13 protein-coding genes are annotated in these 13,415 nt (G+C 73.6%); 5 read left to right on the forward strand and 8 right to left on the reverse strand.

The window, feature by feature from the left end; translation table 11 throughout:
* The first annotated feature begins 38 nt into the window (after nucleotides 1-38).
* The 3 genes from ACF1G2_RS08345 to ACF1G2_RS08355 are packed head-to-tail and all read left to right on the forward strand — an operon-like array spanning nucleotide 39 to nucleotide 2,907.
* On the forward strand, nucleotides 39-722 hold the full coding sequence (locus ACF1G2_RS08345; RefSeq protein WP_391797477.1) for a response regulator: 684 nt from the start codon (nucleotides 39-41) through the stop codon (nucleotides 720-722).
* Nucleotides 719-2,167 carry a sensor histidine kinase gene (locus ACF1G2_RS08350; RefSeq protein ID WP_391797478.1) on the forward strand — a complete coding sequence of 483 codons (1,449 nt, stop codon included), beginning with the start codon at nucleotides 719-721 and terminating at the stop codon, nucleotides 2,165-2,167. The genes ACF1G2_RS08345 and ACF1G2_RS08350 overlap by 4 nt, the downstream gene beginning before the upstream one ends.
* Nucleotides 2,164-2,907, forward strand: a complete 744-nt coding sequence (locus ACF1G2_RS08355) for a hypothetical protein (RefSeq protein ID WP_391797479.1) — start codon at nucleotides 2,164-2,166, stop codon at nucleotides 2,905-2,907. Before ACF1G2_RS08350 ends, ACF1G2_RS08355 begins: the two co-directional genes overlap by 4 nt.
* Nucleotides 2,908-3,003: 96 nt before the next feature.
* On the opposite strand, the gene ACF1G2_RS08360 is transcribed toward ACF1G2_RS08355, so the two are convergent.
* Complete coding sequence (locus tag ACF1G2_RS08360; RefSeq protein WP_391797480.1) at nucleotides 3,004-3,825, reverse strand: serine hydrolase domain-containing protein; 822 nt, start codon at nucleotides 3,823-3,825, stop codon at nucleotides 3,004-3,006.
* A 52-nt stretch (nucleotides 3,826-3,877) separates the two neighbouring features.
* Between ACF1G2_RS08360 and ACF1G2_RS08365 the strand changes: the two genes are divergently transcribed.
* Together ACF1G2_RS08365 and ACF1G2_RS08370 are read left to right on the forward strand one after the other, a co-directional pair.
* Entirely contained in the window at nucleotides 3,878-4,273 is a 396-nt protein-coding gene (locus ACF1G2_RS08365; protein WP_391797481.1) for a MerR family transcriptional regulator, read from the forward strand.
* A complete protein-coding gene (locus tag ACF1G2_RS08370; RefSeq protein ID WP_391797482.1) occupies nucleotides 4,270-5,286 on the forward strand; it encodes an aldo/keto reductase in 1,017 nt (338 codons plus the stop codon). The genes ACF1G2_RS08365 and ACF1G2_RS08370 overlap by 4 nt, the downstream gene beginning before the upstream one ends.
* A 306-nt stretch (nucleotides 5,287-5,592) precedes the next feature.
* Here the strand turns inward: ACF1G2_RS08370 and ACF1G2_RS08375 are convergent, their stop codons facing one another.
* The 7 genes from ACF1G2_RS08375 to ACF1G2_RS08405 form a co-directional block, all read right to left on the reverse strand.
* The gene (locus ACF1G2_RS08375) at nucleotides 5,593-6,789 is read right to left on the reverse strand and encodes an acyltransferase (RefSeq protein WP_391797483.1); all 1,197 of its coding nucleotides are present in this window, start codon (nucleotides 6,787-6,789) and stop codon (nucleotides 5,593-5,595) included.
* Complete coding sequence (locus ACF1G2_RS08380; RefSeq protein WP_391797484.1) at nucleotides 6,786-7,766, reverse strand: alpha/beta hydrolase; 981 nt, start codon at nucleotides 7,764-7,766, stop codon at nucleotides 6,786-6,788. Before ACF1G2_RS08380 ends, ACF1G2_RS08375 begins: the two co-directional genes overlap by 4 nt.
* A gap of 267 nt (nucleotides 7,767-8,033) precedes the next feature.
* Entirely contained in the window at nucleotides 8,034-8,723 is a 690-nt protein-coding gene (locus ACF1G2_RS08385) for a response regulator (RefSeq protein WP_391797485.1), read from the reverse strand.
* Nucleotides 8,720-10,015, reverse strand: coding sequence for a sensor histidine kinase (locus ACF1G2_RS08390; protein ID WP_391797486.1), 1,296 nt, complete (start codon nucleotides 10,013-10,015; stop codon nucleotides 8,720-8,722). The genes ACF1G2_RS08385 and ACF1G2_RS08390 overlap by 4 nt, the downstream gene beginning before the upstream one ends.
* A 118-nt stretch (nucleotides 10,016-10,133) precedes the next feature.
* The gene (locus ACF1G2_RS08395; protein ID WP_391797487.1) at nucleotides 10,134-11,165 is read right to left on the reverse strand and encodes a DUF4429 domain-containing protein; all 1,032 of its coding nucleotides are present in this window, start codon (nucleotides 11,163-11,165) and stop codon (nucleotides 10,134-10,136) included.
* A 65-nt stretch (nucleotides 11,166-11,230) separates the two neighbouring features.
* Nucleotides 11,231-12,442 carry an alpha/beta hydrolase gene (locus ACF1G2_RS08400; RefSeq protein ID WP_391797488.1) on the reverse strand — a complete coding sequence of 404 codons (1,212 nt, stop codon included), beginning with the start codon at nucleotides 12,440-12,442 and terminating at the stop codon, nucleotides 11,231-11,233.
* A gap of 240 nt (nucleotides 12,443-12,682) precedes the next feature.
* Nucleotides 12,683-13,312, reverse strand: a complete 630-nt coding sequence (locus ACF1G2_RS08405) for a TetR family transcriptional regulator (protein ID WP_391797489.1) — start codon at nucleotides 13,310-13,312, stop codon at nucleotides 12,683-12,685.
* Nucleotides 13,313-13,415: the final 103 nt, after the last annotated feature.

A 13,415-nucleotide genomic window follows, 5' to 3' on the forward strand; every position in this document is an offset into this window, starting at 1 on the left:
CCCCCCTGCCCCTCTTCTCACTTTGGGATACTGCCGATATGCCTCGCGTTCTTCTCATAGAAGACGACCCCTCCGTCCGCGAAGGGGTCGAACTCGGGCTGCGCCGGCGCGGGCACGACGTCCGCGGCGCCGCGACCGGCGAGGCGGGGCTCGCGCAGCTCGCGGAGTTCCGGCCCGACCTCGTCCTGCTCGACCTGATGCTCCCCGGTGTCAACGGCGTCCAGGTCTGCCGCCGGATCCGGGAGACCAGCCAGCTGCCGATCATCATGCTCACCGCGCGCGGCGACGACTTCGACATCGTCGTCGGCCTGGAGGCCGGCGCCGACGACTACATCGTCAAACCCGCCCGTACCGAAGTCATCGAGGCCCGCATACGCGCCGTCCTGCGCCGCATCGAGGAGCCCGGCGCCGGTCGCCCCGCCGTCGAGTTCCACGGCGAGATAGCCATCGACCGCGCCGGACTGACCGTCGCCAAGTCCGGTGAGCGCATCGCCCTCGCCCCGTCCGAACTCAAGCTCCTGCTGCATCTGACCGCCCACCCCGAGCAGGTCTTCAGCCGCCAGCAACTCCTCGAACACGTCTGGGAGCACAGCTACCACGGCGACGCCCGCCTCGTGGACGCCTGCGTCCGCCGGCTGCGTACCAAGATCGAGGACCCCGCCGGCGCCCCCCGCTACATCCAGACCCTCCGCGGTTTCGGCTACCGCTTCGGACCGCTGTGAAAGGACGCCGCGCTCCGCGACGCCGCCACCGCCCCTTCGGGCTCCGCACCCGGCTCGTCCTCGCCTTCCTCCTCGTCGCCGCCGTCGGCTGCGGCACCACCGCCGCACTGACCTACCGCGCCGCCCGCAACGCCGTCCTCGAACAGGCCCAGGACACCGCCGTCTCCGCCTTCCGCGAGCGTGTCCAGGTCCTCAACGTGACGCTGCCCGTCGAGAAGGACTCGCTGCGCTTCGATCTCCAGCAGATCGCCCGCCAGGGCAAGCCGCGGCCCTGGCGGGTCTACGCCGAGTACGGCTCCCTCCGCGTCTCGTCCGCCGACCGCCCCACCTCCACCGTCATCACGCCCGAACTCCGCTCCCGTGCCAAGGAATCCGCCCACGGCAGCTTCCAGCGGGTGGTCAAGAACGGCCGGCCCTACCTCACCGTCGCCGTCCCCGCCGTCTTCCGGGCGCACACCCCGGCCAAGGCCGTCCACCGCACCGGCCTCGTGCTGTACGCGGTCATGGAACTCGACGTCGAGGAGGCCAACGTCGAGGCCATGGTCCTCGCCGCCCGCGACGGCGCCCTGCCCGCGCTCGCCGTGGCGCTGATCCCGGCCCTGCTCGCCGCCCGGAGCGTGCTCCGTCCCGTACGGGAGCTGCGACGCGCGGCCGACTCCATGGGGCGCGGCGAGCTCGACGCCCGGATCCAGGTCAAGGGCAGCGACGAACTCGCCGATCTCGCGCGGACGTTCAACGAGTCGGCCGCCGCGCTCGAACGCTCCGTCGTCGAGCTGCGGCACGCAGAGGCGCGCGCCCGGCGCTTCGCCTCCGACGTCTCCCACGAGCTGCGCACCCCCCTCGCCGGGATGCTCGCCGTCACCGAGGTCCTCGACGAGGACGCGGACACGCTCGACGACGACACGGCCAGGGCGGTCCGGCTCATCAGCGCCGAGACCGGCAAGCTCGCGGTGCTCGTGGAGGACCTGATGGAGATCTCCCGCTTCGACGCGCGGGCCGCCGAACTCCATCTGGACGAGGTCGACGTGGCCGACTGCGTCCGCAAGACCCTTCAGCAGCGCCGCTGGACCGACCCGGAACTCGTCAGGACCGAGCTGCCCGACGGAGTGCGCGTCCGGCTCGACCCGCGCCGCTTCGACCTCGTCGTCGCCAACCTCGTCGGCAACGCCCTGCGGCACGGTGAGGCGCCGGTGACGGTGAGCCTGCGTACCGACGGCGACTGGCTCGTCACCGAGGTCGCCGACCGGGGCGCCGGCATCGCCGACGAGGTCCTGCCGCACGTCTTCGACCGCTTCTTCAAGGCGGACCAGGCCCGGACCCGCTCTGCGGGCAGCGGACTGGGACTCGCCATCACCCTGGAGAACGTCCGGCTGCACGGGGGCACCGTCACGGCCGCGAACCACCCCGACGGCGGCGCCGTCTTCACCGTGCGGATCCCCCGGTGAGGCGCGGAACCGGGCTCGGCGCGGCCCTCCTGACGGGCGCTCTCGCGCTCACCGGCTGCGGCATCCAACAGAGCGACGTCGTGGAGGCCGGCGGGCCGGCGACGATCGCCGTCGCCCCGGGCGAGGTCGGCCGGGTGCTGTTGTTCTTCGTCGACGTGGACGGCAGGCTGACCCCGGCGGCCCGCGCGCTGGACACGGACCAGCTGCTGCGGGAGCAGATCGTGGCCACATATCCACGGGGACTCGGGGTCGCCTCGCCCCCGGCGCTCTCCCTGCTGCTCCGCGGTACGAACGCCGCGGAGCGCGCCGCGGGCCTGTCGACCCGGCTGCCGGAAGGGGCGGGGACGGCCGGAGGCGAGGGGCCCCTGGTGAACGTCGAGATCGACGAGCGCGGGGAGCGCCGGCTGCGGGTCAGTCTCGACTTCCCGCTGGGAGACCTGGACGGTGCGGCCGCCCGCCAGCTGGTGTGCACGGCCGCCTACGCGGAGGAGACCGACGGACGGATCGCGGTCGTCCTGTCGGGTCCGGGCGGAGCGCGCCCCGCCGAGCGCTGCGACGAGTTCGAGGTGACCCCGGCCGCGGCGGAGACGGGCACCCCGGCGGAGCGGGACGCCCCGACGGAGGGCGGTCCGTCCAACGCCCCGACCGACCTCTTCGGCACGGGCGGCGGCCGGCCCGCCCCGGGGCCCACGGGCACGACGGGCCCGCAGCCGTCCCCGACCCACACGAACACGCCCTGACGCAGACCGCGTACGCGGCGCGGGCCCCGCACCTTCGCCGCCGCGCCGAGCCGCACCTTCGCCGCCGAGCCGCCGCCCCGCCCCTGACCTGGGGTTTCAGTCGCGCAGCTCCGCGAGGACCGCGTCCGTGAACGGCGGCCACGCCTCCACCGCCCACGCACCGAAGGCCCGGTCCGTCAGGGCCACACACGCGGCGCGCGCGTCCGGGTCGATCCACAGGAACGTGCCCGACTGCCCGAAGTGCCCGAACGTCCGCGGGGAGGACGAGGCCCCCGTCCAGTGCGGTGCCTTGCCGTCCCGGATCTCGAAGCCGAGCCCCCAGTCGTTCGGCCGCTGATGGCCGTAACCGGGCAGGATGCCGGTCAGACCGGGGTACGAGACCGTCATCGCGTCGAGCACCGTCCGCGCGTCGAGCAGCCGGGGCGCCTGCACCTCGGCCGCGAACCGCACCAGGTCGTCGACCGTCGAGACGCCGTCCTTGGCGGGCGAGCCCTCCAGCGTCGTCGAGGTCATGCCCAGCGGCTCCAGGACGGCCTGGTGGAGGTAGTCGGCGAACGGGATCTCCGTCGCCTTGGCGACGTGGTCGCCGAGCACCTCGAACCCGGTGTTGGAGTAGAGGCGGCGCGTGCCGGGCGCGGCCATGATCCGCGGCTCGTCGAAGGCGAGCCCCGAGGTGTGCGCCAGCAGATGCCGGACCGTCGCGCCCTCGGGCCCGGCCGGCTCGTCGAGGTCGATCGCCCCCTCCTCGTACGCGACGAGGACGGCGTACGCCGCGAGCGGCTTGGTGACGGAGGCGAGCGGGAACCGCTGTCCGGTGGGGCCGTGCGCCCCGGCCAGGGTGCCGTCCGCACGGACGACGGCGGCGGCCGCGGTGGGGACGGGCCAGTTCTCGATCAACGCCAGGCTCTGCAAGGACATGGGGCCGAGCCTACTTGCTTGGAGTGCGCTCTAGGGTTCTAGCGTGGAGACCATGAGCGTGATCGAGAGCAGCGCCGCACACTTCACCATCAGCGAGGTGGCCGCCCTGACCGGACTGTCCGCGCACACCCTGCGCTGGTACGAGCGGATCGGGCTGATGCCGCACGTCGACCGTTCGCACACCGGCCAGCGCCGCTTCTCCCAGCGCGATCTGGACTGGCTCGCGTTCGTCGGCAAGCTCAGGCTGACCGGGATGCCGGTCGCCGGGATGGTGCGGTACGCGGAACTGGTGCGGGAAGGCGATCACACCCGGGACGAACGGCGCGAGCTGCTGGAGAGCACCCGCCGGGACGTCCTCGCCCGCATCGGCGAACTCCAGGACGCGCTCGCCGTGCTCGACATCAAGATCGGGCACTACGGAACCATCTGCGGAGGCACGACCTCATGACCACCAGGATCGACACGGTACGGCTCGGCGGCCAGGACGGGCCGGAGATCGGCGTCCAGGGCTTCGGAGCCATGGGCATCAGCGAGTTCTACGGCGACACGGACGAGGCCGCCGCCCGCGACACCCTCGACGCCGCGCTGGAGGCGGGCGTCACCCTGATCGACACCGCGGACATCTACGGCAGCGGTGCCAACGAGGAGTTCCTGGCGCCGTTCCTCGCTCGGCACCGGGACGAGGTCACGCTGGCCACCAAGTTCGCCGTCGAGCGGCGCGCGGACGATCCGCATCACCGGGGCATCCGCAACGACCGGGCGTACATCCGCCAGGCCGTGGAGGCGAGCCTGCGCCGCCTCGGGATCGAGACGATCGACCTCTACTACATGCACCGGCGGGACCCGGAGGTCCCCTTCGAGGAGTCGGTCGGTGCGATGGCGGAGCTCGTGCAGGAGGGCAAGGTCAGGTACCTGGGGCTGAGCGAGGTGACCGGTGCGGAGCTGCGCGAGGCGCACGCGGTGCACCCGATCACGGCGCTGCAGTCGGAGTGGTCGCTCTTCTCGCGCGACGTGGAGCGCAGCGCGGTGGGCGCGGCGGCGGAGCTCGGGGTGACGTTCGTGCCGTACTCCCCGCTGGGCCGGGGCTTCCTGACCGGGGCGTTCGCGGACGCGTCGAAGGAGCTGTCGGGCGGCGACTACCGCGCGTACCAGCCACGCTTCTCGGGCGAGAACGCGGTACGGAACAGCGCGCTGCTCGCCCCGGTGCACAAGATCGCGGCCGACCACGGAGCGACGGCGGCGCAGGTGGCCCTGGCCTGGGTACAGCAGCGCGCCGAGGTCCACGGCCTGACCGTGGTCCCGATCCCGGGCACCCGCAAGCGTTCCCGCCTGGAGGAGAACGCGGCGGCGACGCGCCTGAAGCTGACGGCCCCGGAACTGGCGGAACTGGAACCGATCGCCTCCCAGGTCGCGGGCGACCGCTACCCGGACATGAGCTCGACGTCGGCTGCGCGGGAGTAACAGCGGTCCGGGGCTCCCCAAGGCGCCGACCGCCCCGGCCGCGCGCGGCCTCTCGGGCCTGACGCCGCGTCTCGGGCCTGAACGCCGCGTCTCGGGCCGTCGCCGGCCCTCGGCCTCGCGTCGGCTCCGGGGGGCCCGCCGGGCCTCACGCCGGCCCTCGGCCTCGCGTCGGCTCCGGGGGGCCCGCCGGGCCTCACGCCGGCCCTCGGCCTCGCGTCGGCTCCGGGGCGCCCGCCGGGCCTCACGCCGGCCCGGGGCTGGGGGCCGGGCCCCGCTTCCCAGTCACCCCGCCCCCACTCCACCCCCTCACGCCAATCCCAGGGCGAAGGCGGCGAAGCCGGTGGCGAGGAGGCCTGCCGCGGTGCGGCGGGCGGGGCCGGTGCGGGTCCAGGGGGCCTCGAAGCCGCGGGTGAACCGCCCGATCAGGACCAGCAGCCCGGCGAAGAGCGGCATCCAGGCGAGCCGGGCGAGGATCCAGCCGACCGAGTCCGGCGCGCCGACCAGGCCCGGGACCTCACCCCCGTACGACGCCGGGATCGCGGCGGCGAGCATCGCCGTCTGGTGCCAGCACAGGATCGTCATCGCGGACAGGTTGACGACCACGACCGGCGCCCACAGCGCCGGCCGCCGCAGCAGCTTCCCGAGCCGCTCGCGGAGCAGGATCGCCGCGCCGCTCTGCCCGGCCGCGAGGGCGAGGACGAGCAGCGACGGCGGGTGGGAGTTGGTGCGGGCCTCGCCCGGCACGCCGACCATCGAGGCCGGGTAGCCGAAGGCGAGGAGCAGCGCGGCGAACAGCGCCGCGCCGCCGAGCAGCAGGCCCCAGGCGTGCCGCCGGGTGACCCGGCCCTCGCCCCAGGAGACGCCGAGCTGGTAGGCGAAGAGCCAGCCGGGAAGGATGTTCAGGACGCTCAGCCAGGACGGCATCGCGTCGGCGTACGGTCCGTAGCGCAGGAGGTCCACGACGGCGACCGACACGAGCAGGGGCGCCGCCGCCCACACGCCCGCCCGGCGGGCGGCGCGCACGCACAGCGGGGTGAGGGCGGTGACGACCGTGTACACCCCGACGAACCACAGCGGCTGGATCACCAGCGTGGACGCCGTCCGCAGCGTGTCACCCGGCACCCCGAACCCGTAGTGGAGCAGCGGCAGCAGGACCGCCCAGACCGCGGTCACGCCGAGGACGGGCCGGCCGAGGCGGGCGAGGCGGCCCCCCAGCCAGCTCGCGGCGGAACCCTCGTGGCGACGGTACGACAGGACGGACGCGTAGCCGCCGACGAGGAAGAAGATCCCCAGCAGCTGCAGGATCCAGCTGACGGGAGCGAGTCCGCCGAAGGTGCCGAGCGGGCTGGCGTTGTGGATCGCGCCGTCGGCGGAGAGCGTGAACCCGCCGAGCAGCCAGTGGCCGGTCGGCACGGCCAGGAGGGCGAGGGCACGCAGGCCGTCGATCGCGCGGTCGCGGTGGGCGGGGGTTCGGGCCTCGATGCGTTCGGCGAGCGTGTTCATCGGACATCCCCCTGGGCGATGGCGGCGAAGGTACGGAGGGACTGCGTGCCGGGCGCGAAGTAGCCGTCGTGGCCCCGGGCGTCGTCGGCGGGGACACGGCGCGCGCCGAACGCGGCGTCGGTGGGGTCCTCGCCGTGCCCGAGGCCGGCGAACGAGACGTTCGGGACCCTGTCGATCCAGTCCGAGGGGTCCTTGGCGGCCCAGACGCGGGCCGAGGTGCCCAGTGCGCCGACGTTCGCGGCGCGCATGCCGGGGGAGCCGAAGACGACGAGGTCCTTGGCCTTGAGGCCGTGGGCGGCGAGGCCGCAGACGACGGAGCCGTAGCTGTGACAGAACAGGGAGGGCGCGGGCGCTCCGACGGCGGCCAGGCCGTCGGTCAGCCGGGTCAGCCGGCCGGCCCCGGCCTCGGCCAGGTAGCCGGTGGCGGCGTCGACCCCGGCGCCGACGGGGGTGGTGTAGCCGGCCCAGGCGATGACGGCGGTACGGCCGTCGGTGGCGCGCCGCAGGGCGTCGGCCATGTCGGTGAGGGGCCGGAGGTTGCCGGCGTCGATGTCGGAGCCGGGAACGACGACGGCGACGTGCTCGGCGGAGGTGAGGTCGCCGGAGACGAGGGCGATCTGGCCGCGTCCGCGCGGGTCGACGGCCAGGACCTGCTGACCGGCGTACCGGCCGCCGAGGGTACGGGCGTTGGCCTCGTACCTCAGCTCGGGCGGAACGCCGTCGAGGTTGCCGACGACGGAGGGATGGGTGCGGAGGAGCTCCCGCTGCCGGGCGGGCTCCATGTCGCGGAAGAACGCGGCGATGTCGGAGGGGCTGGTCCGCTCGGGGTCGGGCAGCCCGTCGGCGATCCAGGCCTCCGCCCCGACGGGCGGCCCGGTCACGGCCCGCTGCGCGCTCCCGGACGCCCACCCGGCGGTCCCGGCGACGACGGTGACGGCGAGCGCGGACGCGACCAGGGTCCTCGTGTATCGGCGCATGCGGCGCCCTCCCTCTCTTCATCTCTCGTTGCGATGGCGAGAGGAAGGTAGGAAGAGGACGCCTGACGCGACGTCACACCGGAGGGCCAAGTCCGGTCTGATACCGGGGTAGGGGTCGGAGGAGGCGCCGACCCCCGCAAGGGGGTGGGGTTCTCCCCCCTGCGAGGGTCATCGGGGGCGTGCCGGACTCCGGCGAGCGTGCCAGCCGGGACTCCGGCGGGCGTGCCAGGGCCGGCGCGCGTGCCGGAAGCCGGCGGATCAATACGCCTAGCGCCCGGCGCCGCCCGGGGTGACCAGGCCCGACTCGTACGCGAAGATGACCGCCTGCGCCCTGTCCCGCAGGTCCAGCTTCGCCAGGACCCGGCCGATGTGCGTCTTCACCGTCTGCTCCGCGAGCACCAGACGGTCCGCGATCTCCTGGTTCGACAGGCCCCGGGCGATCAGCTCCAGGACCTCCGTCTCACGCGGCGTCAGACCGTTCAGCCGCAGCGCCGCCCGGTCCGCCCGCGGCGCCGGCCGGGACGCCGCGAAGTCGGCGATCAGCCGCCGCGTCACCGAGGGCGCCAGCAGCGCCTCGCCCGCCGCCACCACCCGTACCGCCGCGATGAGATCCGCCGGCGGCGCGTCCTTCAGCAGGAAGCCCGACGCGCCGGCCCGCAGCGCCTCGTACACGTAGTCGTCCACGTCGAACGTGGTCAGCATCAGCACCTTCGGACGGTGCACCAGCCCCACCGGCGGGTCCAGGATCTCCCGCGCCGCCGCCAGCCCGTCCATCTCCGGCATCCGGACGTCCATCAGCACCACGTCCGGGTGCGTCGCACGCGCGACGTCCACGCCCTGCCGCCCGTCCGGCGCCTCGCCCACCACGTCGATGTCGGCCTGCGCCGACAACAGTGCGGCGAACCCCGCCCGCACCATGGCCTGGTCGTCGACGATGATCACGCGGATGGGGGTCACGGAAGTCCGTCCTTCGTGCGCAGCGGGAGCCTGGCCGCGACCCGGAAGCCGCCGTCCGGCAGCGGCCCGGTGTCCAGCGTGCCGCCGGTCAACCGTACGCGTTCCCGCATGCCGACCAGCCCGTGACCCGTCCCGTCCCCGCCCTCCAGGGGCGAAGCAGGCCTGGGAGGCGCCCCGTTGACGACCACCACGACGAGCCCGCCGTCCTCGGACCGTACCGACACACGGGTCCGCGCACCCGGCGCGTGCCGGACCACGTTCGCGAGCGCCTCCTGCACGATCCGGTACGCCGACAGGTCCACCGCCTGCGGTACGTCGCTGCGGTCCTGGAGGTCTGCCGACATGGACAGCTCCGCCGGAACCCCCGCCCGTACCGTCGCCTCGATCAGCTGCTGCACCCGGTCCAGGCCCGGCTGCGGGGTCCGTTCGCCCTCCGTGCCGTCGCTGCGCAGCACCACGAGCAGCCGCCGCATCTCGGCGAGCGACTCCCGCGCGCTCGCCGCGATCGAGGTGAACTCCTCGCGCGCCGCCTGCGGCAGATCCGGGATCCGGTACGGCGCCGAGTCCGCCTGCACGGTGATCACGGACATGTGGTGGGCGACGACGTCGTGCAGCTCGCGCGCGATCCGGGCGCGCTCCTCCAGGAGCGTCGTGCGCGCCCGCTCCTCCTGGGTGCGCCGCTCCGCGTCCCCGCGCTCCCGCAGCGTCGCCGTGACGAGCAGGACGACCCCGCTCAGGACGAAGAGCAGGACGTGGACGCCGTCGTCGTGCCGAGGCCCGACCGCCGTCAGCACGAACCCGGCCGCCCCGGTCACGAGCCACACACCGAGCAGCGCCTTGCGGGACTCACGGAGGCCGAGGGCGAGCATCAGGGCGAGGTACCCGACGACGATCATCGGCGTCCACGGCCAGGACCGGCCGTCCAGACCGTCCGCGCCGAGCAGCACGACCGCCCCGAGGACGTCGGCGACGCCGATGATCCACCAGGCCTGGAGGGGGCGGGTGACGGCGAGCAGCAGCGGCGCGGTCTGCGCGGTGGCGAGAGCGCCTGCGACGGCGCCGTTCACGCCGTAGTCCTGCACGAGGACGGTGACGGTGACGGGGAGCAGCGAACAGACGAAGCCGAACGCGACGGCGTACGGGAGCATCCGCACCCACCGGTTGCGCACATCGGCGAAGAGGGGGGCGCCCGGCTCGGTCGGGGTCGCGAGGGCGACCCCGAAGGACCGCAGCGCCAGGCGCGCGGGCGCGAGCCGCGAGGCGAGGCCGGGGGAGGGGAGTGTCTTCTTCATCGCCCGCCCAGGTTAGGCAGGCGCGCCCGCGCCGAACGTCATACCGAGGGCCCGGTCCTCGGGTGATACCTGGGTATCACCCGAGGAGGTCCGGCCGCCGACGTCCCCGGCGGCCGTCTCACAGCTCCGCCAGCAGCTCCGCCTTCTTCACCGCGAACTCCTCGTCCGTCACGAGCCCCGCCCGGTGCAGTTCCCCCAGGTGCCGGATCCTCTCCGCGACGCCCGCCGGGTCCCGGGACTCCGGCGGTGGCGGCAGCGCGTCCGCGGGTTCGGTCGCCGCTGCGCGCCCCGTGCCGCGGATCGCCGCCAGGACCGCCGCGGCGAACGGCAGCGACTCGTGGACCGGGCCGTAGCCGAGACCGAAGACCACGGCCGCCGGGTCATGGTCCACCTGCGCCGACCGAGGCTCCCCTGACCGGGGCAGCAGGCGCAGGTATCCGTCGAAGACGTCCGGCGAGCGCCACTCGACCCCGCTGAGCTCCCGTACCGAGAACGTCTGGTCGCCGGCCTTCCACTTCTCGGAGGACGCGCCCGTCCAGAACCAGCGGAACGTGACCTTCGACGCGCCGTCGAAGCTCGCCTTGCCGTCGTACGCCTTGAAGGACTGCGGTCCCTGGGGAGCCGCCACCAGAAAGCCGTCGGTCGGCTCGTCCGCGGCGGCGGCCGCCGTACCGTCCGGTAAGGCGGCGGACGAGCCGCCCGCCGAGCCGTCCGGGGCGCGGTCGAGCGCGCCGCCGAGCCCGCCGTCCAGCGCGCCGCTCAGTGAGAGGTACGCCCTGCCGGCCGTGCGACCCACCTGACCCACCTGACCGAGCCGTTCCCGCAGTTCGTCCCGGTAGTACTCGGCCAGCGTCTCCCGTTCCGCCGGCAGCACCAGCCGATAGGGGTCGTACCCCTCCTTCAGCTGTCCCCCGGCCGCCTCCATCAGCGGATCGGCGCCCCGTCTCGGCACCGCGTGCAGCACCACCGTGCCCCGCTTGCCCGGGACGAGCGTCACGGACGCCAACGCCTCGTGCGGGATACGTCGTTCGCCCAGCGCCTGGAAGAGTTTCGGCGTGCGGATCCCCCGTTCGAAGCGGATGACGAGGGCGTCGCTCTCGAACTCCCAGGTGGCATGATTTCCGGCCAGCACATCACCCATGTGCCTCATCGTAGGCGGCGTGCGCCCGCGCGTCGCCCCTGCGCGAGGGGCCGAAACGCCTTGCTCTACGCGCGTCAGACGCCTTCCACGCCGGAAATTCCCCTGCGGCAAGCGCCGTCGGCGCTCGCACACGACAAGTCCCCGTACGAACCGACGCCTATGGCCGCGAAGTTGTCCAGGCTGCCGGTGCCCGGCTCGAAATAGCCGGTGTGGCCCTTCGCGCCCTCCGCCGAGAGCAGCCGCGCACCGAACTCCGGCTCCACCGGGTCCGCCCCGTGCCCGACCCCGCCCACCGCGAGATGCGGTACGTCCGCGATCCAGTCGTCCGCGTCGCGCATCGCCCAGACCCGGGCCCGGGTCGACAGTTCCGCCGCTCTCTGCACCCGCATGCCGGGGCTCCCGGCCACGACGACGTCCGTCACCCGCGAGGGCAGGCCGTTCGCGGCCACCCCGCAGAGCACGGAGCCGTAGCTGTGGCAGAACAGGCTGACGCGAGAGTCGCCGGGCAGGGCGTCCGTCATGCCGACGAGCCGGACCGCACCCGCCGTGGCGAGACGACCCGTCGCGGCGTCGATGCCGACCCCGACGGGCGCGGTGTAGTCGGCCCAGGCGATGACCGCGGTACGGCTCCGGGGCGCGGCCCGCCGCTCGGCGGCGTACAGCGACTGCGCCATCCCTACCGGGGCCGAGTACCTGCGGTTCGTCTTCTGGAAGGTGAGCAGATTGGTGTCGACGCCCGGCACGATCACCGAGACCCGCTCGGCCCGGTCCAGATCGCCGAGCACTTCGGCCATCCGGCCGCCGCCGGTCGGGTCGAAGGCGAGGATCTGCCGGTCGGACCGCATCAGCGAGGTGAAGCGGTGCGCCCGGCGCACGGCCTCACGCCGGCCGTCGGCGGTGAGCTTGGCGTGGTCGATCCTGTGGCGCTCGGCTGCGAGGGCGCGGTCGAGGGAGATCCGGTTGGCGCGGTAGCGGAGCGTGACCGGAGCGCCGTCGAGGTTGCCGACGACGAACGGGTGCGCCTCGGCGAGGAAGGCACCCTGCGTCGGTCCGACGGAGGCGAAGAACGCGGCGATCGTACGGGCGGGGGCGGACGGGTCGGGCAGCGCCCGGTGGCCGATCCGGCTGTGCGCCCAGGACGCGAGTGCGGCCTCGCGGGACTCGCCTGGCCCGCGCTGATGGCTGATCGTCGTCCAGCCGGTGGTCGCGAGGAGCACGAACACGACGGCCAGCGCGAGCAGCAGGCGCCAGAGGGAGAGCGTGGGGGAGGAGTCGAAGGAAGTCACTGCGCCACACCCTAGGAGACGGGCGAGGGGGCCCGGGGCGCCAGGTGACATGGATCACGAGGGGCGAGGGCTTCCGGTGACGGTCCGTATGTGCGGGCGTACACCACGAGTTGAGGCCGGCAGGACCGGTCGTACGACGGGCCTGCGCGACGGGCCTGTACGGCCGGGCCTCTACGGCGGTCACCCGTACGAGATCTTCCGCACGGTACGGGCCCCCTAGGCGCCGTCGGCCGGGCGCCGTCAGCTCCGCCAGTCCCGGGCCAGCGCGGGCGCCAGGTGGTCGAGGTGGTCCTCGGTCAGCGCGCGGATGCCCTCCAGGCTGAGGTCCGTGCCCCGGCCCCAGAGCTGCCCCGTCACGCGCATCACACCGCTGAACGCCGCGACAACGATCCGGGGGCGGGGGTCCTCGTCCACGTCGACGCCCTCGCGCTCGGCGACGACCCGGGCGATCGTGTCCTCCATCTCGGTCGTGCGGCGCAGATGCGTGGCGAGCAGTGCCGGCGTCGACTCGATCATCTGGAAGGTCCGCAGGTACATGTCGACGGGCACGACCTCCATGATCGCCTCGCCGATCGTGTCCCAGGAGGCGAGCACGGCGTTCCGCATCGCGTCGAGCGGGCCCTCTTCCGCGGGGCGCTCCACCAGCGCCTGGACGAAGCGCTCCTCGACCATCTGCTGTACGGCGAAGGCCACTTCCTCCTTGGAGGCGAAGTAGCGGAAGAACGTGCGCTGGGAGACCTCGACCGCGTCGGCGATCTCGTCCACGGTGGTCTGCTCGTACCCCTGTGTCGTGAACAGCTCCAGGGCCACCCGGAGGAGCGCGTTCCGTGTGCGCTGCTTCTTGCGTTCCCGTAGGCCGGAAACCGTCACCGTATGGCCTTCTCTCCGCCACTTTCCGACGCTTCGTGCTGCTCAGCGTACCTGTGAGACAAGTGACAGTTACCGGCGTGTGAATTGCTTTGTCAATTGTCAG

This window comes from Streptomyces sp. NPDC013457, from assembly GCF_043089925.1.
Taxonomy (GTDB): Bacteria; Actinomycetota; Actinomycetes; order Streptomycetales; family Streptomycetaceae; genus Streptomyces.